We start from the raw sequence: 21,509 nt of genomic DNA on the forward strand, positions 1-21,509 counted from the left end.
AAGGCCGGATAGGGATCTATCCGGCCTTTTGCTTACGCCGTCCCCTTCACCTTGATTAACTGGCCATGTATGGTGAAAAATGATTCGGTCACTGGCAATTGAGATGTGAATTTTGCAGAAACAACGCGGATATAATGGCAAGACACATTGGAATGGCTCGCTGCAAACCACTCTATCTGTGGTATTCTTTCTGTTGATCTTGGTACCGATTGATGCGCAGGCGGCGCCGTTGGATTTCTCGGCCATCAACGCAGTTGGTTTACTAGTCGCAGCAATCGGCGCGGGGATTGTTCTGACGATTTTGCTATTGATCTATCGAAACCGCGCCAACACCCCTGTGAAACGAGCTTCAGCCGAAGCGGATTTTATCCAACAGCGCGATCATTATGAACGCTTGCTAGCCTATACGGGACAATGCGTGGTGAGTTGGGAAAGCCCGTTTGCCCGTCCGCAAATAGCAGGACGAATGCACGCTCTGGAAGAGTTGGGTATCCTGCCTGCCGATATTTTACGGTTTGGGCAATGGCTGGAAGAAAATGAACTGCGTGTCTTGGATCAGGCATTGGAGGCGTTGCGGCAAGAGGCGCAACCGTTTGAGCTTTATTTGAAAAATCGAAAAGGCACTCTGTTGCAGGTGAGCGGCTTGATTGCTGGCGCATCTGCCATTGCCCGCTTTCAGGATATTTCGGCCAGTGAAAGGGTAGCCGCGCAACGCCAGCATGATATGGCGGAAATGCAACAACGCCTGCAAATGCAAACAGCGTTGCTTGAGGCGTTGGATGAGCCGGTTTGGATCAATTCGGCTGATGGAAACTTCACCTTTACCAACAAAGCCTTTCGTGACGCTGTCGGATATAGCAATAGCAGCGACTTGCCGGTTGATGCCTCGTTGTTCAACGAAGCGACACGCTTGAAAATAGCCGAAAGCAGACCGGTTTTCAAAGGCATGGCACATGCCATTGTGCATGGCGAGCGGCGTATTTTCGAGGTTACCCAAATATCCGGCGATCAGGGGGCAGCCGCAATGGCCCACGATATCAGTGCGGCGGAGAACCTCAACGATGAGATGAAGCGGATTATCCGCGGTCACTCCGAGACGTTGGATCAGATCTCGACGGCTGTGGCTATTTTTGGCGCGGATCAAAAATTGAAATTCGCCAACCAGTCTTTTGCCATGTTGTGGCCTTTGGACACATTGTTTTTGGAAAGCGAACCGAGCCATACATTGTTGCTTGACCGATTGCGTGAAGGCGGCATCATTGCCGAACAGCCCGATTGGCGTGGCTGGAAGGATGATCTGTTTTCTGCCTATCGCTCTGGTGAGCCAAGCCAGCATATCTGGAACCTGCCGGATGGGCGGACCCTGCGCGTTTTGGCCAGTCCACATCCGCAAGGGGGTGTGACATGGCTGTTTGAAAACCTGACTGAAAAAATCGACCTCGAAAGACGTTATAATACGCTCATCAAGATGCAGGGCGAAACACTTGATCATCTGTCTGAGGGCGTGGCCGTATTCGGTGCCGATGGGCGTGTACAGCTTTCAAACCCTGCTTTGGCAAAATTATGGTCGCTGCCGCAAGGTTTGATGGTAGAGGGCACGCATATCACCCGGTTGCAGGCGCATTGCGCGCCGATGATCAGCGGACAGGAATGGAACCGTTTTGCGGCTTTTATTACCGGCTTTGCCGAAACCCGCGATGCTGTTTCGGGCCGCATGGATCTGCGCAGCAATGTGGTCCTTGATTATGCGCTGGTGCCCTTGCCAAATGGCCAGACAATGATGACCTTTGTCAATGTCACCGATACGGTCAATGTCACCCGCGCACTGCAAGAAAAGAACGAGGCATTGGAAAGCGCCGACCGATTGCGCAGTGAATTTGTGCAGCATGTTTCCTATGAGCTGCGCACACCCTTGACCAATATTATCGGCTTTTCGGATATGCTGCGGACAGAAACCTTTGGGCCCCTCAACCAGCGTCAGCATGAATATCTCGATCATATCGGTTCTGAATCGGGTGCACTGCTGAATATTGTCAATGATATACTCGATCTTGCCACACTGGATGCCGGTATTATGGAGCTTGATATCAAGGAAGTCGATATTGCGGATGCCATGGCTTATGCGACGGAACGCACCGAAGAGCGCCTGGGTGGTCGCCCCGTAACGATTGTGGAAACGATCGATCCTGCCCTGGGATGTATTGCAGCGGATGCTGCGCGCTTGCGTCAGATATTCGTCAATCTATTAAGCAATGCCGCTAATTTTGCGCCCGATAACAGTTCCATCTTGTTCAGTGCTGAGAAGGACCATGATGACGTTGTCTTCACTGTTCATGATGATGGCTGCGGCATTCCTGAAGACATTCTGGATACGGTGTTCAAGCGCTTTTCATCCCATTCCCATCATGGTGCAAGAGCGGGTGCGGGTTTGGGACTTTCGATTGTTAAAAGTTTTGTGGAATTGCATGGCGGCAGTGTGACAATTGAAACAGGTCAAGGAAAAGGGACGACGATTTTATGCCGTTTTCCTTCTATGCAGAAAGCGATCGAGCGGAGCGATATGCAATGAATTTCAGTTTTTTTCTTGAGGATGAAGCGGCAACAAAACGCTTTGCACAAGACTTCGCCTTGGCGCTTAAAGCCGGAGACCTGGTGACCTTGGAAGGTGATCTCGGGGCCGGCAAGTCAACCTTGGCACGTGCCATCATCCACACGCTTGCCGATGATGAGGGGATGGATGTTCCAAGCCCGACATTTACGCTGGTCCAAATTTATGAGCTTGCGCGTTTTTGTGTTGCCCATGCCGATCTATATCGATTGAGCGAAGCGCAGGAAATTGACGAATTGGGTTTCGATGATGCGCGTGAAACTGGTGTTTTATTGGTGGAATGGCCGCAAAAGGCAGATGGCGGGCTCGGCACGCCGGATTTTGCTATCACCCTTACCCATGAGGGGCGCGGACGCCGTATTGATATCATTGCCGGGGAAAGTTCTGGCAAACGGTTGCAACGCTCATTGACCATTCGTGATTTCTTGCAAAAAAATGGACGGGGCGATTGTGTCAGACGGTTTTTTACCGGTGATGCATCGGCCCGCTCATACGAGCTGATCTACTGCGATAATGGCCATGAGGTGCTGATGGATGCACCGGAAATGGAAATGCCGGAAACAACCGGCCCATCCTATGCCGAGATTGCCCATCTTGGCACTGACATTACCCAATTTATCGGCACAGACCGGCTCATCGTGGCCCATGGTTTTGTCGCACCCCATATCGCGGCACAAGATATTCATAACGGCCTATTGATCACCGATGATTTGGGGCGTGACGGGATTCTCGATGGAGATCGCCGGCCGATCCCTGAACGCTACATAGCGGCAGCGCAACTGCTTGCCGCTTTCCATCAGAAAGATTGGCCGCATGAACAGGTTTTTGACGACTTTGTTTTAAAGATACCGCGCTATGACCGTAGTGTGTTACAAGCCGAAGTGTCGCTTCTACTCGATTGGTATCTGCCCTATGTCGGCAGTCAAAATGTCGACGCGGCGCTGAGAGACGCCTTTTTTGACGCTTGGGAACCTTTCTTCGCGGCTTTCGAGGCGGCTGAATCTACCTTTGTCATGCGTGACTACCATTCGCCTAATATTATCTGGCGGGCAAATGAAACCGGTTTTGACCGTCTTGGTTTGATTGATTTTCAGGATGGGCAGATCGGCCCCACGGCCTATGACCTTGTTTCACTGGCGCAAGATGCGCGTGTACCCATTTCAAGAGAATTGGAAACGCAGATTGTCGATGCTTATTGTGTCGCACGTCGTGAAGCACGCCGCCCCTTTGATGAAGTTGAATTTCGTAAAGCTTATGCGATAGCCGGCGCACAGCGCATATCAAAAATACTCGGTATTTTTGTGCGCCTTGACCGGCGCGATGGCAAGCCTGCCTATCTCAAATATTTGCCCCATTGTCAGGATTATCTCATCCGCAATCTGGCCCATACGGCTCTTGTCGATCTCAAAGCCTTCTATCTGAAAGCCGGGTTCATCCATGATTGAGCGGCCCGATATACAAAAAGCCATGGTGCTGGCAGCCGGTCTTGGCACCCGCATGCGGCCATTAACACTGAAAACGCCCAAGCCATTGGTCAAAATTGCCGGTCGCACGTTGCTTGACCGCACGCTCGACCAATTGCAAAAAGCCGGTATTGATGAGGCGGTGGTAAACGTCCACCATCTCGGCAGCCAGATTGAAGACTATCTCGAAGCCCGCAAAAGCCCGCATATCATCATATCAAACGAGCGGGCAGAACTGCTGGATTCCGCCGGTGGCGTGGTCAAGGCTTTGCCGCATCTGGGATCTCATCCGTTTTTTATCCTCAATGCCGATACATTCTGGGTGGATCATGGCGCAGCCACTCTGGCCGCAATGGCCCGTCATTTTGACGACGATAAAATGGATATGTTGCTTTTGACCGTTCGACGCGATCAGGCTGCAGGGCCGGAGCGCGGTGATTTCCTTGTTGGGGAGGATGGAAAACTTTCCCGTGCCCCTGAAAACATGCAGGAAGCCGTGATCTATGGCGGGGCTATCCTTGTGCGGCCCGCCATTTTTGCAGCTGCGCCCGTAACGCCGCATTCGCTTAATCACTATTTCGATCAGTCAATCGAGAAGGGCAGGCTTTTCGGTTTTCCGCTCGAAGGAAACTGGTATACAGTGGGCACTGTCGACATGATCGCAACAGTGGAAGAACTATTGGAAAAACGGGGTGAAGGCGCTTGATTGAAAAAGCCAATCTGTTTTCCATCAGTTCCGGTTGTGCGTTTTTGCCCACCTTCGTCGATGCCCTACTGTCAGGCAGTCTCATAAAAGATTATGTGCAAAACGGCGATGTGCAAGCCGCACTGGCAGATACATTGATTTACGTGCCGACACGGCGTGCGGCCCGCGCCTTACGCTCATGTTTTGTGGAGATGAGCGCTCGGCAATCCAGTTTTCTGCCCACTATCCGCCCGCTTGGCGATGTGGATGAGGATGCGGCGTTTTTTCTTGATAGCGGTGTAGAAGCGCTTAGCCTCACCCCGAAGATCGGTGATATCGAGCGTCTGGCCCTGTTGGCCCGTTTGATCCGTCCATGGCGGGAAAACTTACCGACACATGTGCGGGCAATGTTTGGCAGCGAGGATGTTCTCATACCAGCCAATACGGCCGATGCAATCTGGCTAGCGCAAGACCTTGCGCGTTTGATGGACGAGGTTGAAACCGAAGCCGCCGATTGGTCGAAATTGGGCGAGATCGCACCCGATATGGTTGCGGAATGGTGGCAGGTAACACTGGATTTCCTCGACATTGTCACGAAAAGCTGGCCGAAAATCCTACAGGATAGAAACTTAGCTAATCCGGCCGAATGGCGCAATCATGCGGTCAAAGCCGAAGCGGAACGTCTGTCGCGCACACGGCCAAACCGGCCGATATTGGCCGCCGGTTCCACCGGTTCTATTCCGGCTGTGGCGGATTTGCTCAAGGTTATCTGCCGGCTGCCCAAAGGCGCGGTCGTTTTGCCGGGGCTTGATCTCAACATGGATGACGCCCAATGGAAGGCTTTGGACAATACCGAACAGGATGCTTCGATTTTTGGCCATCCGCAATATAGCTTGAAAAAACTGCTTGTGCGGTTGCAGGTTGCGCGCGATGATGTGCAAGAAATAGGGACGCTTTCAGCCGCAAAAAAAATACGGGCGAAAATTGTGTCGGAAGCGCTAAGGCCTGCCGATACAACGGAATTTTGGGCCGATTTGCCGCGTGACGGTTTTACGGAAGTCTTCAACGATATTGCGCTGATTGAAGCTGCGAATGAGCGTGAAGAGGCCGTTGCCATCGCCGTGGCGTTGCGCCATGCCATTGAATCGCCGAAAAAAACGGCGGCTCTGGTTACCGGCGACCGTAATCTCGCCCGCCGGGTGGTGGCGGAATTGAACCGGTTTGGCATTGATGCCAATGATTCCGGCGGCATACCCTTATCGGAAGCTTTGCCGGCAACACTTCTACGCTTGTTTCTCGAAAGCCTTTTCCATCCCGGTGATCCGGTGGCCTTCCTGTCATTGTTGAAACATCCTTTAACCTCGCTTGATATGTCACGCGGGCGGTTGCGGCAATGGGCTGAAGATTTCGAACTCTTCGCCCTTCGTGGCGGTACGGGCAGGGTCAGCCTTTCTGCCTGTGACCGTTTTGTTGAAGCGCGGATCATGGCATTGACAACGGCGCAAAATATGCGGGACGACATCGACCAGAAGATGATTGCCAATGCGCGTGATCTGGCTGCCCGCCTGAAGCAAGCGGTTGCACCACTCGTGGTATTGATGGAAAAGAGTGAGCCTGTTTCGCTGGAACTGGCAGCCACCGCCACGGCACAGGTCTTTGAAGCTTTCGGACGGGATGAAAACGGCTCACTTGCCCGTCTCTACGACGGTGAAGCGGGAAAAGCCATTGCCAATTTCTTCCGCGATCTTGTTGCCGACCAATCAGGGCTTACCTTCGATATTTCCGAATGGCCTTCGATTTTGCAGGCCTTGATGGCAGCACGTTCTGTCAGTCCGGCGGCAGGGGGACACCCGCGCCTGTTTATTTGGGGTGCATTGGAATCACGTTTGCAAACGGTGGATACGATGGTTATCGGCGGCCTCAATGAAGGTTCCTGGCCAGCCAAAACCCGCAACGACCCGTTCATGTCGCGACCGATGAAAATGACCCTGACGCTAGACCCGCCCGAGCGGCGTACCGGGCTTGCCGCCCATGACTTCCAGTTGGCCATGGGGATGGATAAAGTGGTGCTGAGCCGCGCATTGCGGGCCGATAACGCACCATCGGTACCGTCGCGCTGGCTGCAGCGTTTGGAAACTGTCGCAGGTCAACAGGTCAGCCGGAACATGCGCAATCGCGGACATGTTTTTGTCCATTGGGCGCGCGCGCTCGACCGCGCCAAAAACGTGGCCTTTGTTGCACAGCCTTGCCCTAAACCGCCTTTGAATGTGCGGCCAAAACGCTTTTCAGTCACGGAAATTGAAACCCTGCGCCGCGACCCTTACGCTATTTATGCCAAAAAGATTCTAAGGCTCAAACCGCTGGAAGATCTCATCCATGACCCATCGGTTGCAGAGCGTGGCACGCTTTACCATGCCATTGTGGCAGGCTTTGTCGAACAGGGCATTGATGCTGCCGCACCCGACGCGTTGGAAAAATTTCTGGCACTGGCACGGGCCGAGTTTGATAAATTGCAACTGCCGCTTGATGTGGAAGCGGTCTGGTGGCCGCGTTTTGAAATTCTTGCTCCGGCGATTATCGAATGGGAAAACGGCCTTTTGCAGCGGCAGCGTTTGGTGGAAATATCTGCTCGCCCAACCGAAATTTGCAAAACCGGTGTGACGCTTTCCGGCCGCGCCGACCGCATTGACGTGCTTGCAGGCAACCACGCCGAAATTCTCGATTTCAAAACCGGCACCAGCCCATCGGTCAAACAGGCGGCAACGTTGATGGCACCGCAATTGGCCTTGGAGGCTGCACTGTTGCGGCGCAATGCATTTGAAGAATGTCAGGATATGACGCCGGCAGAATTGCTCTACATCCGTTTGAACGCCAAAGGCGAAGTGCAGGAACAGCGTATTTGCGAGGCCGCAGGAAAAAGTGCGGTGGAACTTGCCGAAGAGGCGTGGACAAGGCTCGGCGAGCTTGTGGCTTTCTATGAAAATTCGGCCCAAGGCTATCTTTCGCGTGCAATGCCGCCTTTGGCCAATTATGAGGGCGATTATGACCATCTGGCGCGGGTGCTGGAATGGTCGGCAGGCAGCGATGCGGCAGGTGAAGAATGAGTGCTTTTATCATTCCGCAAAAGGCATTGGATGCCCAAAGCGAAGCGGCCCATCCACGCAACAGTGTCTGGGTGTCCGCCAATGCCGGTTCAGGAAAAACCCATGTTCTGACCGAACGGGTTATCCGGCTGTTGCTCAACGGCACAGAGCCTGCCCGCATTTTATGCCTGACTTATACCAAAGCGGCAGCCGCGGTGATGCAGACGCGTATTTTCCGCACATTGTCGGGCTGGACTGAATTTGACGAACAAAAGCTGACACAGGAACTTTTGCGGCTGGAAGGCAAAAGGCCGGATGCGAAACGGCTCGCCGAGGCGCGGCGTCTGTTTGCCCGCGCGCTTGAAACGCCGGGTGGTTTGAAAATCCAAACCATCCATGCTTTTTGTGAAGGGTTGCTGCACCAATTTCCTTTGGAGGCCAATATAGCCGGCCATTTTGAATTGATGGACGAACTGCATCGCGATGAATTGCTGCAAAATGCCCGTCGATATGTTTTGGAAAAAGCCTATCTCAAGGCTGACCCGCAGCTCTACGACGCTTTCATGCAGGTGCTTAAAACCGTCGGGGAAAGCGGGCTGGATAATCTGCTGTCGGAGGCGATCGGCCAGCGGCAGGCACTCAGACCGTTCTTGACTGCTATAACGGCGGAAAATGGCAAGGCTTTGCTGGCTGATGCATTGCAAATTGGCCCGCAAGATAGTGTCGAGACAGTGGTGCAGCAAATTTTAGAGGCGGCCTTGCTGCCGTCAGATATTTTGCAGCAATGTCTGGCTCATGGCCATAGCCGCACGGCCGAGTTTGTGGAAAGATTACGCCCGCTTGCTGAAACCAAAAATGTTAGCGCGGTTTTGGAAGCTGTTTCACAAGCCTATTTTACTGGCGGCAAACCCCGCTCGGTCACCCATATGACATCGAAAGCGCTGCGTGAAAAGCTGCCTTGGCTGGAAGCCGACATTATCGGGCGGCAAGATATTCTGCTCAATCTGATGGACAAGATCCGCCGGTTAAGGCTTGTTCCGCTCAATCTTGCGGCCTTCAGGCTTTGTGACGCACTTTTACGCCGCTATGAAACTTTAAAGAAGGCCGACGGTCTTTTGGATTTCGATGACCTGATCGAGCGTTCGCTCAATCTGTTGCAGCGCGAGGGTGCGGGCCAATGGGTGCAATATAAGCTTGACCGCGGTATTGACCATATTCTGGTGGATGAAGCGCAGGATACAAGCCCTGCCCAGTGGAAAATCGTGCAACTTCTGGCGCAGGAATTTTTTGTCGGTAAAGGCCAACGCGATGTCGAGCGTACAGTCTTTGCTGTTGGCGATGAAAAACAGTCGATCTATTCATTTCAAGGTGCCGTACCGGAAGATTTTGACGCCAATGGCCGCGTCATCGAAAAAGCGGCAAACCAGATCACCCGACCATTCCGCCGGTTGCGCTTGGACTTTTCATTTCGCTCCACAGCCGATGTGTTGAAAAGTGTCGATCTCGTTTTTGAAAGCCCGCAAAACTACAAAGGTCTTTCAGCCGAAAATATTAAAACCGTGCATGAGCCCATTCGCGTCAATGACCCTGGCGAGGTTGTAATCTGGGAAATGCTGACACCCCAACAGGTGGAAGAGCCTGACGATTGGCGCCTGCCGGTGGATCAGCTTCATGCACCCGCAGTGCGTTTGGCTGAAGAAATCGCCAATCAAATTGCCAGCTGGCTGAAAAATGGAGAAATGCTGGCCGGCAAAGGTCGGCTGATGAAGGCCAGTGACATTATGGTGCTGGTGCGCAAACGCGACCAGTTCGTGCCTGCTTTGGCACGGGCGTTGAAAAACCGTGATGTGCCGGTGGCCGGTGCCGACCGTTTGCAGCTGACAAACCACATTGCGGTGCGCGATCTTATGGCGCTTGCCCGTTTTGTCCTTCAGCCGCAAGATGACCTTTCGCTGGCTTCGGTTTTAAAAAGTCCGCTCTTCGGGCTTGATGAGGATGACCTTTATGGCTTGGCTGTCGGGCGTGAAGGTTCTCTTTGGCAAAGTTTAAGCCGTAAGGCTCAGGACAATACACGTTTCGATGCCGCCTATCAGGCAATTTCAAAATATCGGTCATTGGCCGACAAAACACCGGTTTTTGAATTTTACAGCCATATTCTGAGTGAAGATGCGGGGCGCAGCAAAATATTGGCGCGCCTTGGAACAGAGGCAAGTGATGTTCTTGATGCCTTTATGGACTATGCCTTGGCCATACAAAAAAGCGGCTTGCCGGGTTTGCAGGCGTTTTTAGAAACCATCAGCGCTGCCGAGCCGGAAATCAAACGTGAGCTTGACCAGAACCGCGAAGAGGTGCGTATCATGACCGTCCATGCCGCCAAGGGGCTGGAAGGGGCGGTGGTGTTTTTGGTGGATTCTGGCAGCCGCATCTGGAATGCGCAGCATGAACCAAAACTGATCCATCTTGAATTTGGCGCACAAAACGGTTTCCTTTGGCAGCCTTCCAAAGACTATAAAACGATACTGGGCGAAACCTACGTTCAAGGGCTGAAAGAAAAGGCGGCAGAGGAATATCGGCGCTTGCTTTATGTCGGCATGACACGCGCCGAGGATCGGTTGATTGTGTGTGGCTATCGCGGCAAAAACGCGGTCGAAGGCACTTGGGCGCCAATGGTGGCTGCGGCCATAAAGCCGCATTCGCAAGAAATACAAGGCCCCTCAAACGATATTGCGGCATGGCGCTATGTCGCCGATCCTGGCCGTAAACCCCGCGAGATTGTGGACGACACGGATGACCGTTCCTTGAACGAACCGCCATTGCCTGATTTTTTGAAAATTCGCATGGCGCCAGAGGCGGATTTGCCCAAGCCCTTGACGCCGTCTGGCGCTTCGCTTGAGATTGATGGCGATGCCCCTGCCTTGGAAAATATTGTAAGCGTTTCACCGGTGCTCGGCGAGAAAACCGCCAATGCATCCTTTGCGATCGAGCGCGGCAACATCATTCACCTTTTGCTGCAATATTTGCCGCAATGCGATGAGGCGGCGCGTCGGCCGCTTGGCCAAGCCTATCTTGCCAAAACTGCGGCCCACTGGAGCGAGGACGAAAGGCAGGATGCAATCCGGCGTGCTTTTGATTTGATGGATGATGCACGCTTAAAGCCACTTTTTGCAGCTGAGGCCCGTGCTGAAGTGTCGCTGATGGGCGTGGTCGAAATCAACGGCAAAGACCATGCGGTTTCGGGCCAGATTGACCGGCTGAATGTGGGGCAGGACAGCATTGTGCTTGGCGACTTTAAAACCGGTCGCGCACCGCAAAGTGCCGATACCATCCCGCAAAGCTATATGTTGCAAATGGCTCTATATCGGCGGTTGTTGAAAGCCATCCACCCACAAAAAACCGTGCAAACCCTGTTGATTTATAGCGATGGGCCGAAAGTGTTTGAATTAAACGCTGAAAAACTCGACGCAATGCTGTATCATGGGCACAATAATTTGAATTCCGAGTGAAACACGCAAAGGCTTGCCCTTGACGGAATGGGTCAGGCACGCCAAATTCAAACCAATAAGAATCAAGAAGGATAGATCAATGAGCACTGTGAAAGTCGATACGAGCAATTTTGAAAGCGATGTGCTGCAGTCGGCAGAACCTGTTGTTGTGGATTTCTGGGCTGAATGGTGTGGCCCGTGCAAGATGATTGCACCGTCGCTCGATGAAATAGCCGCCGAATTGCAGGGCAAGATCAAAATCGCCAAAATCAATATCGATGAAAACCCGGAATTGGCAACCCAGTTCGGCGTTCGTTCTATTCCGACACTTTTGATGTTTAAAAATGGTGAAGTGACATCCAATATGGTCGGTGCGGCACCCAAAAGCCGTTTGGCTGACTGGATCAAAGGTTCGGTAGAATAATCTCAAATCAGCGAGTGGGGATGCACACCTTACGTTGATGGCGGTGGTCTGAAAAGGCCGCCGCCTTTTGCGTTTCAAGCCTTGTCTTGATCTGGCCTGCCATAAAGACCGGCGGTACTGTGTCAATCTGAGCATTTCCAACAAAAGTTGACAGACTTTTGTGTCAGGATAATGCGACTAAACAAAAAGCTAAAGCATTTTCAGCAAAAGTTGAATCGACTTTTGCATCTGAATAATGCGACAAAACAAAAAGCTAGAGCAATTCTTATCCGATAGGAGCAGGATAAAGAATTGATCCAGTGAATCAATTCACCTTCGGATGCGCATCACACTTTTCGGGAATTGCTCTCAGTCAGGCAAGATGGCCGTTGATGGGCTGTTCATTGGAACCGACAGCCCTAACTTAAAGTTATGATAGCTATAAAAAGGAGTTTATCATGACGACGACACAGAGCACAAAATCTCAGACATTGGGAAAAGGCGGGGAAATCCATCAGACGGATGACATGGGATATTCCACACTGACCACCCAGCAAGGTGTTGCCGTCAGTGACGATCAAAACACCCTCAAGGCCGGTATCAACGGTCCTGCATTGATTGAGGATTTCCATTTTCGCGAAAAGATTTTTCACTTCGACCATGAGCGCATTCCAGAAAGAGTTGTGCATGCACGCGGTTACGGCGCACATGGCTATTTCGAAACCACAAAATCATTAAGCGATATTACCAAAGCCGACATCTTCCAGCGCGTGGGAGATAAAACACCGGTCTTTGTGCGCTTTTCAACGGTGGCCGGCAATAAGGGGTCTTTCGATGTGGCGCGCGATGTGCGGGGCTTCGCTGTTAAATTCTATACACAGGAAGGCAATTGGGATCTGGTCGGCAATAATATGCCGGTGTTCTTCATTCAGGACGCGATTAAATTTCCTGATCTGGTACACGCGGTCAAACAGGAGCCGGACAGAGACTTTCCGCAGGCGCAAAGCGCCCATGACAATTTCTGGGATTTTGTTTCGCTGATGCCGGAATCCATGCACATGATCATGTGGATTATGTCGGATCGCGCCATTCCAAGGTCATTCCGATTTATGGAAGGGTTCGGCGTTCATACCTTCCGTTTTGTCAATAAGGACGGCAAGTCAACCTACGTCAAATTCCATTGGAAACCCAAACTCGGGCTTCAATCGGTGGTTTGGAACGAAGCTGTAAAAATCAACGGTGCTGATCCGGACTTCCACCGCCGTGATTTGTGGAATGCAATCTCACAGGGAGATTTTCCAGAATGGGAGCTGGGTGTTCAGGTTTTCGATCAGGAATGGGCGGATAAATTCGATTTTGACGTGCTTGATGCCACAAAGCTCATTCCCGAAGAGCAGCTTCCAGTCGAGATAGTTGGCCGTATGGTGCTTAATAAAATGCCCGATAACTTCTTTGCTGAAACCGAGCAGGTGGCGTTTTTTACCCAAAACATCGTGCCGGGAATTGATTTTACCGATGACCCGTTGCTGCAGGGGCGCAACTTCTCCTATCTCGATACGCAGTTGAAACGTTTGGGCGGGCCAAACTTTACCCATATTCCGATTAACGCGCCCAAATGTCCTTTCCACAATTTCCAGCAGGACGGCCATATGGCCATGCACAATCCAAAAGGCCGCGCCAATTACGAGCCGAATGGGTGGGACAAAGATATTGCTGGCCCGCGGGAAAGCCCGACCAGGGGCTTCACAAGTTTCCGTGGTCAGGTTGAAGGTGAAAAAACACGTCTGCGCGCCGAAAGCTTTGGCGACCATTATTCGCAGGCAAGACAATTCTATATTAGCCAGACCGATGTTGAAAAAACACATATCGCCAATGCGCTGACATTTGAATTGAGCAAATGCGAGTTTCCGCAAATTCGCAAACGCGTTGTGTCACAACTGATGAATATCGATGAAGAACTGGCAAACAAAGTGGCCCAGAGCTTGGGTATTGATGAAAAGCTGCAAGCGGCGGAAACCAAAATCAAAGCCAACACTACACTCAAAGCATCCGATGCGTTGAGTATTTTGAAAAATACACCGCAAAGTTTCAAAGGCAGAAAACTTGGCATCTTTATCAGTGACGGCATCAAGCAGGATGATCTGAAAATTCTCGAGGCAGAATTTACAAAAGCCGGTGCCACTGTTGAGCGCATTGCTTTGAAGGTGGGTGGTGTCAAAGACGCGCAAGGCAAACGGATTGAAGCGCAGTACCAAATTGATGGTGGCCAGTCGGTTTTATTTGATGCAGTGGCTATTCTCGTGTCAGAAGATCAAACAGAGACACTGGGCAAAAGCGCCGCCTTGCGCGATTTCCTTAACGATGCTTATGCGCATTATAAGTTTATCGGCTATCACGCTGCTGCCATGGGCCTATTTCAATCCATCGGCCTTGATAGCAAAATGGATGACGGATTTGTCAAACTAGACGATAAAAATGCCAGTCAGGCTTTCCTCAAGCAATGCTGCGCCTTGCGGTTTTGGGATCGCCCAGACGGGGCATGAAGGTTGCATTGAACGATATAAAGGTTTAATATCGTTTCAAATACAGTTCAACATGTGGGGATGCACACCTTACGTTGATGGCGGTGGTCTGAAAAGGCTGCCGCTTTTTTATTGGTTGGTAATGCCTCCCCTGCTATACTACTAGCCGCCGGGGGCTTCGGCCATGTCCAAGCTCTCACGAGCCAAAAGCCTGAGGCTACTCACAGATTAGCTGTTGCAACTCCCGGCATTGCAGATTTTTTGGAACGATCAGGTTGCTGCGCCGTTCATCGCATGGACAGTTTCAAAACACTTTCTCTTTTCAAAAGTTGATAGGCTTGCTACTATCGTTGTGTTCAGCCGTGACGGCGGCTGAATCGGGTTTGCAACCCCGTAACTAGTGTAGTGTGTCGACCGCTCGAAGTGTTGACCATCCGGTTTTTGGACCGGGGGCTTGGGTTATGTCCAAGTTCTCGCGAACCAAAAGCCCGAGGCTATTACTAGTTATAGCTGTTGCAACTCCCGGTTTCTTAAAACGGATGATTTGCGTGGACGCACGCACGAAACCGCCGGGGAGACTAGACATGGTCGAGGATACATCAGTTTCAAAGCCGGCTGCCGATATGCTGATGGAGGAGCAGCTGCGCCAGCATGAAAAACAGATTGATATTAAAATCGGCGCAACGCTGCGCTATTTTCGGTTGCAAAAAGCCGTAACACAAATGGCGCTTGCAAAGGGTGTCGGTGTAACATTCCAGCAAATCCAGAAATATGAAAAAGGCCTGAACCGCGTTTCTTTCTCCCGCCTACTTTCGATGCTGGATTTTCTTGATCAGGATATAGGAAGCTTTTTCAAAAAGGCGGAATTGCTTGACGAGATACCTTACACGACACCAATACAGCCTATAGCGCACCAAAGACAGATACATTTGCTTTTTCAAATGGAGGGTCTATCGCCCACCATGCTGGCTTTTGCTGAAGAGAATATCCGTCAATTGGCACGTCTGCAAAGTCGCATTTATGACGAGATGAAGATACGCCCGACAGAACCTGCATTTGACCCTTAATACCAGGTATATTCGCCCTGTTCGCGTTCCTGCTCGATGGTTTTCACCATATAAAGACAAGGGAGATCCTTGCCCCATATTTGTGGCATGACCTCTAGGGCGCTAAATCCCACGCGCGCAAAAAACTGCCTGGCGCCGCCAAAATCGCGGTCATGATCGCTTTCGGCGACCGTTTTAGCGGTCAGAAAGGATGCTTTTTGGTTTCCGCAAAATTCTTCCGCCTTGCGCAGCAAAGCGCGTCCTGCCCCTTGGCGCTGGTGGCTGCGCAACACGCCGACGAACACGACGGCCCAACTGCTGGCCGCCATTTGCTGTAAACAGACGAAGCCGGCGACGCGGCCGTTTAAATCGGCAGCGAACATTGGCAGTTCCATTAAAGCCTGGATGGCGGCATCTTTATTGCGATCAAGCCCGGGCCAAGCAACCGCCATATCGTTGAGGATATTCCGGCAAATTTCCGCTTTATTGGCAATGGCCCGTTCTACAATGATCATTTCTCTTATCCGTTACGCACCTGATAATCCTTGAAGGTGGCAAATTTAATCTTTGGTGCGCGTTCCGCCTCATAATTCAACGAAAATCCGTGTTCTGCAAGGAAAACCGGATCGCCATCCAAATCATGGGCAATGGCCGAGCGATGGCTGGTAACAAATTTTTCCAAATCCGCCTTGTCATCAGCGGAAATCCAGCGACAAACCGTAAAGCGCGCCGGTTCAAAACCAACCGGCAGCGAATACTCAACCTTCAAACGTTCGGTCAAAACGTCAATTTGCAAAGCACCGATAACACCCACAATAGCGGGCGAACCGTCTTCTGGCGTAAACAATTGCACCACGCCTTCTTCGGCCATTTGCTGAAGCGCTTCCTTCAACTTTTTTGCCTTCATCGGGTCGCCCAAACGCACACGACGCAAAATTTCCGGCGCAAAGTTCGGCACACCTTTGAACAGAATGTCTTCACCTTCCGTCAACGTGTCACCAATGCGCAAAGTTCCATGGTTGGGAATGCCCACGACATCGCCGCCATAGGCTTCATCGGCAATCTGTCTTGAACGGGCAAAGAAAAACTGCGGTGCCGACAACGTCATCGGCTTGCCGGTACGCACCAATTTTGCTTTCATCCCGCGTGAAAGCGTGCCGGAGCACACCCGCAAAAATGCTATACGGTCGCGGTGGTTGGGGTCCATATTGGCCTGAATTTTAAACACAAAGCCCGTCATTTTCGGTTCGGTCGCCGCCACCGTTCTGCTATCGGCTACTTGGTCGCGCGGGCTGGGGCCAAATTCCACCAAAGCGTCAATCAGGTCACGCACACCATAATTACGCAAGGCCGAGCCAAAATAGACCGGTGTCATATGCCCTTCACGGAAGGCTTTGACGTCAAATGTTTTACAAGCATCACGTGCCAGCTCCACGCCTTCGATAAAGGCTGCGCGGTCGTTTTCCGGTAGAAGCAGTGCAGCCTCTTCCGGCCCGCTGACCGGACGAGCTTTGACCTCTTCATCCTTTTGACGCACTTTGTTATTGTGTAGGTCAAAACTGCCGGCAAAGTTTTTGCCAGAACCGATCGGCCACGTCACCGGTGCCGTATCCAACGCCAGTTTTTCTTCAATTTCGTCCAGGATCTCCAGCGGATCGCGCGCTTCACGGTCCATCTTGTTGACAAAGGTAACAATGGGAATGTCACGCATGCGGCAGACTTCGAAAAGCTTCAACGTTCTAGGCTCGATACCGCGCGCACCATCCAGCACCATTACCGCACTATCAACTGCGGTGAGCGTGCGATAGGTGTCGTCGGCAAAATCTTCGTGGCCCGGTGTATCCAACAGGTTGAAGATGTGATCCTCATATTCAAAGGTCATCACCGATGTCACCACGGAAATACCGCGGTCGCGTTCAATATTCATCCAGTCCGAACGCGTTTGAATGCGATCTTTCTTGGCCTTGACTTCGCCCGCAAGCTGAATGGCACCGCCAAATAAAAGCAGCTTTTCCGTCAAAGTCGTCTTACCAGCATCCGGGTGCGCAATAATCGCAAACGTCCGGCGCCGCGCTACCTCTTGTGCCTCACTCATGATCGTCTCCTATTGGCTTACGGGGCTATTGCCCCGGTCCCCATTTGGGGAATGAATTCCCCAAACCCCTTCTTTTTCTGGTCATCGTTCCAAAGAGAAGAGAGAGGGGTGGTATTGGTTTCAAAAATGGCTCTGATGCCCCTCTCTCTTTTCTTTGGAAAAATAATTAAAAGAAAAGGAGGGTCTGGGAGTTCTCTCCCAGATCGGGGATTGGGGGTGATAACCCCCAAAGTCCACCAGAGACGTCAGGTGTTGGCACCGAGTTTGCCCGCAAGCGCATCGGCGATAAGTTGTCTTGTTTCGTTGATGCCATAGAGGGCGACGAAGGAGCCGAAGCGTGGACCGCGTTCCTGGCCGATCAGCACTTCATAAAGCATCTGGAAGAATGATACCGAAACGCCGGGGCCGCCTTCGGGGCTTTTCTTGGTGTGGTCCTGATAACGCTCTGTCACACGGGCGACATCAAGCAGCGCATTTTGAATGGTATTGCCATCGGCATTGTCGGGCAGGTTTGCCAATTTCGCATCAATTTCGGCCAGCACTTTTTGTTCGATGTCGTCGGCAGGACGGAATTTTTTCGTTGGTTTAACAAAGTCGTTAAAATAATGAATGGCAAAGCCGACAAGACTGTCCAGCTCTGGGTGGGTCTGAGCGTTTGCACCATCGGCATAGCGCGAGATAAAGCCCCACAAAACATCGGCATTTTCAGCATTGGATGCGCTGACAAGGTTGAGCAACATGGCAAAAGGCACCGGCAGATCGATCTGCGGCGGGTTGCCATTGTGCATGTGCCAGACAGGGTTGTTCAACCGGTCTTTCCATTCCTGCCGCGTATAGGCGGAAAGATAGGTGTAATATTCATCCACTGCTTTGGGAATGACATCAAAATAAAGCCGCTTGGCGGTTTTTGGCTTTTGATACATGTAAAGGCCAAGGCTGCTGGTTGGCGCATAGGTCAGCCAGTCGTCAATGGTGAGGCCATTGCCCTTGGATTTGGAAATTTTCTGGCCCTTATCATCAAGAAACAATTCATAATTAAAACCTTCTGGCGGAGTACCGCCAAGGGCTTTACAGATTTTCGATGAAAGGGTGACCGAGTCGATCAGGTCTTTTCCGGCCATTTCATAATCTATGCCAAGGGCTGTCCAGCGCATGGCCCAGTCGGCCTTCCATTGACACTTGACTTTGCCGCCAGTGACTTCGGTTTCAATCGTCTCGCCGGTTTCCGGTTCAATATAGGTGATCGTACCTTTTTCCACGTTGCGGGCAATCATCGGCACTTGCAACACTTTGCCAGAAACCGGTGAAATCGGCAAAAATGGCGAATAGGTGGCGCGTCGTTCTTCGCCCAAGGTTGGCAGAATAATCGCCATCACCTTGTCGTAGGCGGCAAGCATTTTCAGCAATGTTTCATCAAAACGGCCGGATGTATAATAGTCGGTGGCGCTGGCAAATTCATAATCAAAACCAAAACGGTCAAGAAAAGCGCGAAGCCGGGCATTATTGGCCGCACCAAATGATGGATATTCGTTCGAAAACGGATCCGGTACGCGGGTGAGCGGCTTGCCGATATAGCTTTCCATCATGTCGCGGTTGGGCACATTTTCCGGTACCTTGCGCAAGCCATCCATATCATCGGAAAAGCAGAGAAGTTTGGTTTTGACCTTATTTTCCGTCAAGACATGAAAAGCATGACGCACCATGGTGGTGCGGGCAACCTCGCCAAAGGTGCCGATGTGTGGCAGGCCGGAAGGGCCGTAGCCGGTTTCAAACAGCACAGTTTCGGGATAGCCGGTTTTTTCATAACGTTTGACAATTTTGCTTGCCTCTTCAAACGGCCATGCTTTTGACTGGCCTGCCGCCGCAATCAATTCGGGCGTAAGATTGAGGGCGTGGAAATTGTTGATCGTCATGGGTTTTATCCTGAACTTAACTTGTATATGACATTGCTCTATGGCTGTTGCAGCAATTCGTCAATAATTGCACGTTAAAAGCGGCAAAAAAACCGATATATCGAACGGGTTATGAGGAAATGATGGAAAAACTGACCGCTCAGGAAGCACTGATTTACATTATGGTCACGACATCCGCCGCCGATGCGGCAATGAGCACCGATGAATTGCAATCAATCAGCGAGATTGTTTCGCACTATCCGGTCTTTCGCGGGTTCGATTTTGACCGTCTCGATGCATTGGCTGCCGAATGCTACACCTATCTTGAAGAAAATGACGGTATCGAGCAGATATTGGATGTTGCCCACGCCGCTTTGCCGGAAAAATTGCGTGATACAGCCTACGCGCTTGCTGTAGAAGTTGCGGCCAGCGATCTGGATGTAAAACAGGAAGAACTGTTATTCTTGCAATTATTGCGTGACCGTTGGGAGCTTGATGACTTGACCGTCGCCGCCATTGAACGTTCTGCCCGCATCCGGTTTAGAAAAGGCTGAAGTGGTCGAGTGGAAGAAAACCGTGTGCCGCTTCAGGTTTTGAACGGGGAATAGAGCCCCAATTCTTCATCCGTTGCGTCGGGATAATTTAAAAGAGCGCGTTGATCGGCTACGTCCTGACGCTGCAAAAAAGCATCGAAGGATAGGCTGACACGTTTGGCGGCTTCGCTTTCAGGATCTATCATGGCGTCAAGAAAATCGGCCAATGTGACATCCACGATATCGAGGCCGAATTCCTTCTCAATAGCCGCAATATCAAAATTGTTTGCCGGTGAAAACAGGTGCGCTTTCAGGTAAGCGGCCGCTTGCGCCAGAGAAAAGCCTGCCGGCTTTTCAATACCGAATTTCTCGGCAATAAGACGCAGAAGCTTTTCTTCCTCATCCTCGATTTCTTCCGCGCTCTTTTGCTGGTTGGCGGGTTTAAACCGGTTGGCAACCTGCCGCGCGCCGCTCTCGGCCTGCGACGACATGCTGGGATTAACCGCATTGAACGTTTCCACCGCATCTTCAGAAGAGGAATCGCCATCAAGCCCTTTGGCACGGCGGCTGTTCATTTGCTGGGCAGCAGCCACTGTTGCGTAGAGATGCACGGGAATGGGCGGTATCATGGCAAATCCCTTCCGGCTTTTTATTGAAGCAAATCTTTTTGGTTTTGAACCAACGATTTGCTCTCAATCTTTGTTTGACCGTAATTCTTATCCGAAAACCGTTCCACACTTTTCGGGAATTGCTTTAAAGCGATATTCGGACGGTTTATCGCTCTCGGTCTCGATATTGGCGCTGTTATGTCGTATGTCTAACCAAATGCGCTCTACAACCTATAGTAAACCAATTTCAGATTTGCAGCAAATGCAGAAGCGGTTGCGCATCAATTTGTAGCTTGTTTCAAGGTTGATGCATATTGGTTTGATACTGTTTGGGGGTAAAGCCGCTATAGCGGCAAAAAAAGCTGACAAAAGCGCTGTCGCTTGCAAAATCCAGTTCCATTGCGGTCTGATGCACGGAAAGACCGTCAGCCAGATATTCCACGGCGCGGATAAACCGCCATTGCTGCGCCCATTGCTGATAGGTTAAACCCGTTTCACGCAAAAACATGCGCGAAACGGTTTTGGCATGGAGATTGCAACGGGCTGCGAACAACAGCAAAGGCGGCAGATTGTCATGCTCTTTATAGGCATCCAAGCTGTCGAGAATGCGCTGGTCGTGTGGCAAGTCAATTGCGGGCAACAGGGTGCCGGAGGCCTGTATTTCTTCCAGCAACAAGCCGACAAGGTGACCTTGCGGGTGTAGGTCTGCCTTAAACGATGTGATAGCAACACGCTCGATCAGAGCGCGCATCAAGGCCTTCACGCGCAATGCTTTAACATGACCGGACAGGTTTAGAAGCTGCGGTTTAAAATAGATGGAGCGGTAATCGACGCTGCCCGAAAGGCTTACCTGATGGGGAACATCTGGGGGTATTAACAGAGCTTGGGTTGGCGTTAAGATCATCCAGCGGTCTGTAAAGGTGACCCGCATACATCCTTTCGGCGCGTAGAGCAGCTGCGCTGCTTTGTGTTGATGCATGGGGGCATGATGCCCGCGCTGCAAAACAGCCGCTATGCCGATAACAGGTGTGGCAAAAGAGTCGGGATTGAAAGCGTCATCCGCTTTGAGAATAGCCAAATCAAGTCCCT

14 protein-coding genes are annotated in these 21,509 nt (G+C 51.5%); 9 read left to right on the forward strand and 5 right to left on the reverse strand.

The genetic code is table 11. The features are described 5' to 3' along the window. The first annotated feature begins 112 nt into the window (after positions 1 to 112). From ACYSNS_RS03200 to ACYSNS_RS03235, 8 genes are all read left to right on the forward strand, one after another. Positions 113 to 2,569 carry a sensor histidine kinase gene (locus ACYSNS_RS03200; protein WP_461721670.1) on the forward strand — a complete coding sequence of 819 codons (2,457 nt, stop codon included), beginning with the start codon at positions 113 to 115 and terminating at the stop codon, positions 2,567 to 2,569. Continuing rightward, positions 2,566 to 4,053, forward strand: coding sequence for a tRNA (adenosine(37)-N6)-threonylcarbamoyltransferase complex ATPase subunit type 1 TsaE (tsaE, locus tag ACYSNS_RS03205; RefSeq protein WP_461721671.1), 1,488 nt, complete (start codon positions 2,566 to 2,568; stop codon positions 4,051 to 4,053). The genes ACYSNS_RS03200 and tsaE overlap by 4 nt, the downstream gene beginning before the upstream one ends. Next, on the forward strand, positions 4,046 to 4,777 hold the full coding sequence (locus ACYSNS_RS03210; protein ID WP_461721672.1) for a nucleotidyltransferase family protein: 732 nt from the start codon (positions 4,046 to 4,048) through the stop codon (positions 4,775 to 4,777). The genes tsaE and ACYSNS_RS03210 overlap by 8 nt, the downstream gene beginning before the upstream one ends. Beyond that, positions 4,774 to 7,860: a double-strand break repair protein AddB gene (addB, locus tag ACYSNS_RS03215; protein ID WP_461721673.1), complete on the forward strand. Its 3,087-nt coding sequence runs from the start codon at positions 4,774 to 4,776 to the stop codon at positions 7,858 to 7,860. The genes ACYSNS_RS03210 and addB overlap by 4 nt, the downstream gene beginning before the upstream one ends. Next, the gene (gene addA / locus ACYSNS_RS03220; RefSeq protein WP_461721674.1) at positions 7,857 to 11,342 is read left to right on the forward strand and encodes a double-strand break repair helicase AddA; all 3,486 of its coding nucleotides are present in this window, start codon (positions 7,857 to 7,859) and stop codon (positions 11,340 to 11,342) included. The genes addB and addA overlap by 4 nt, the downstream gene beginning before the upstream one ends. Positions 11,343 to 11,421: 79 nt before the next feature. Beyond that, entirely contained in the window at positions 11,422 to 11,745 is a 324-nt protein-coding gene (trxA, locus tag ACYSNS_RS03225; protein WP_461721675.1) for a thioredoxin, read from the forward strand. A 437-nt stretch (positions 11,746 to 12,182) separates the two neighbouring features. Continuing rightward, on the forward strand, positions 12,183 to 14,267 hold the full coding sequence (locus tag ACYSNS_RS03230; RefSeq protein ID WP_461721676.1) for a catalase: 2,085 nt from the start codon (positions 12,183 to 12,185) through the stop codon (positions 14,265 to 14,267). A 563-nt stretch (positions 14,268 to 14,830) separates the two neighbouring features. Then, positions 14,831 to 15,313, forward strand: coding sequence for a helix-turn-helix domain-containing protein (locus ACYSNS_RS03235; protein WP_461721677.1), 483 nt, complete (start codon positions 14,831 to 14,833; stop codon positions 15,311 to 15,313). Here ACYSNS_RS03235 and ACYSNS_RS03240 read toward each other — a convergent pair. From ACYSNS_RS03240 to ACYSNS_RS03250, 3 genes are all read right to left on the reverse strand, one after another. Beyond that, positions 15,310 to 15,807: a GNAT family N-acetyltransferase gene (locus ACYSNS_RS03240; RefSeq protein WP_461721678.1), complete on the reverse strand. Its 498-nt coding sequence runs from the start codon at positions 15,805 to 15,807 to the stop codon at positions 15,310 to 15,312. The genes ACYSNS_RS03235 and ACYSNS_RS03240 overlap by 4 nt on opposite strands. A gap of 5 nt (positions 15,808 to 15,812) precedes the next feature. Beyond that, a complete protein-coding gene (locus tag ACYSNS_RS03245; protein ID WP_461721679.1) occupies positions 15,813 to 17,387 on the reverse strand; it encodes a peptide chain release factor 3 in 1,575 nt (524 codons plus the stop codon). Between the two features lie 245 nt (positions 17,388 to 17,632). Then, on the reverse strand, positions 17,633 to 19,300 hold the full coding sequence (locus ACYSNS_RS03250) for a lysine--tRNA ligase (protein ID WP_461721680.1): 1,668 nt from the start codon (positions 19,298 to 19,300) through the stop codon (positions 17,633 to 17,635). Between the two features lie 122 nt (positions 19,301 to 19,422). On the opposite strand from ACYSNS_RS03250, the gene ACYSNS_RS03255 reads away from it, so the two are divergent. Continuing rightward, complete coding sequence (locus tag ACYSNS_RS03255) at positions 19,423 to 19,833, forward strand: tellurite resistance TerB family protein (RefSeq protein WP_461721898.1); 411 nt, start codon at positions 19,423 to 19,425, stop codon at positions 19,831 to 19,833. A gap of 32 nt (positions 19,834 to 19,865) precedes the next feature. Here the strand turns inward: ACYSNS_RS03255 and ACYSNS_RS03260 are convergent, their stop codons facing one another. Both ACYSNS_RS03260 and ACYSNS_RS03265 read right to left on the reverse strand, forming a co-directional pair. Then, complete coding sequence (locus tag ACYSNS_RS03260; RefSeq protein ID WP_461721681.1) at positions 19,866 to 20,441, reverse strand: hypothetical protein; 576 nt, start codon at positions 20,439 to 20,441, stop codon at positions 19,866 to 19,868. A gap of 277 nt (positions 20,442 to 20,718) precedes the next feature. Beyond that, positions 20,719 to 21,498, reverse strand: a complete 780-nt coding sequence (locus ACYSNS_RS03265; RefSeq protein WP_461721682.1) for an AraC family transcriptional regulator — start codon at positions 21,496 to 21,498, stop codon at positions 20,719 to 20,721. Positions 21,499 to 21,509 lie beyond the last annotated feature (11 nt).

The sequence above is a fragment of the Bartonella sp. LJL80 genome (genome assembly GCF_054871565.1).

Bases quoted from the DNA above. Each gene is read 5' to 3' on its own strand.
- tsaE (WP_461721671.1), top strand. From the start codon at position 2,566: ATGAATTTCAGTTTTTTTCTTGAGGATGAAGCGGCAACAAAACGCTTT.
- ACYSNS_RS03210 (WP_461721672.1), top strand. From the start codon at position 4,046: ATGATTGAGCGGCCCGATATACAAAAAGCCATGGTGCTGGCAGCCGGT.
- addA (WP_461721674.1), top strand. From the start codon at position 7,857: ATGAGTGCTTTTATCATTCCGCAAAAGGCATTGGATGCCCAAAGCGAA.
- trxA (WP_461721675.1), top strand. From the start codon at position 11,422: ATGAGCACTGTGAAAGTCGATACGAGCAATTTTGAAAGCGATGTGCTG.
- ACYSNS_RS03230 (WP_461721676.1), top strand. From the start codon at position 12,183: ATGACGACGACACAGAGCACAAAATCTCAGACATTGGGAAAAGGCGGG.
- ACYSNS_RS03235 (WP_461721677.1), top strand. From the start codon at position 14,831: ATGGTCGAGGATACATCAGTTTCAAAGCCGGCTGCCGATATGCTGATG.
- ACYSNS_RS03240 (WP_461721678.1), bottom strand. From the start codon at position 15,807: ATGATCATTGTAGAACGGGCCATTGCCAATAAAGCGGAAATTTGCCGG.
- ACYSNS_RS03245 (WP_461721679.1), bottom strand. From the start codon at position 17,387: ATGAGTGAGGCACAAGAGGTAGCGCGGCGCCGGACGTTTGCGATTATT.
- ACYSNS_RS03250 (WP_461721680.1), bottom strand. From the start codon at position 19,300: ATGACGATCAACAATTTCCACGCCCTCAATCTTACGCCCGAATTGATT.
- ACYSNS_RS03255 (WP_461721898.1), top strand. From the start codon at position 19,423: ATGGAAAAACTGACCGCTCAGGAAGCACTGATTTACATTATGGTCACG.
- ACYSNS_RS03260 (WP_461721681.1), bottom strand. From the start codon at position 20,441: ATGATACCGCCCATTCCCGTGCATCTCTACGCAACAGTGGCTGCTGCC.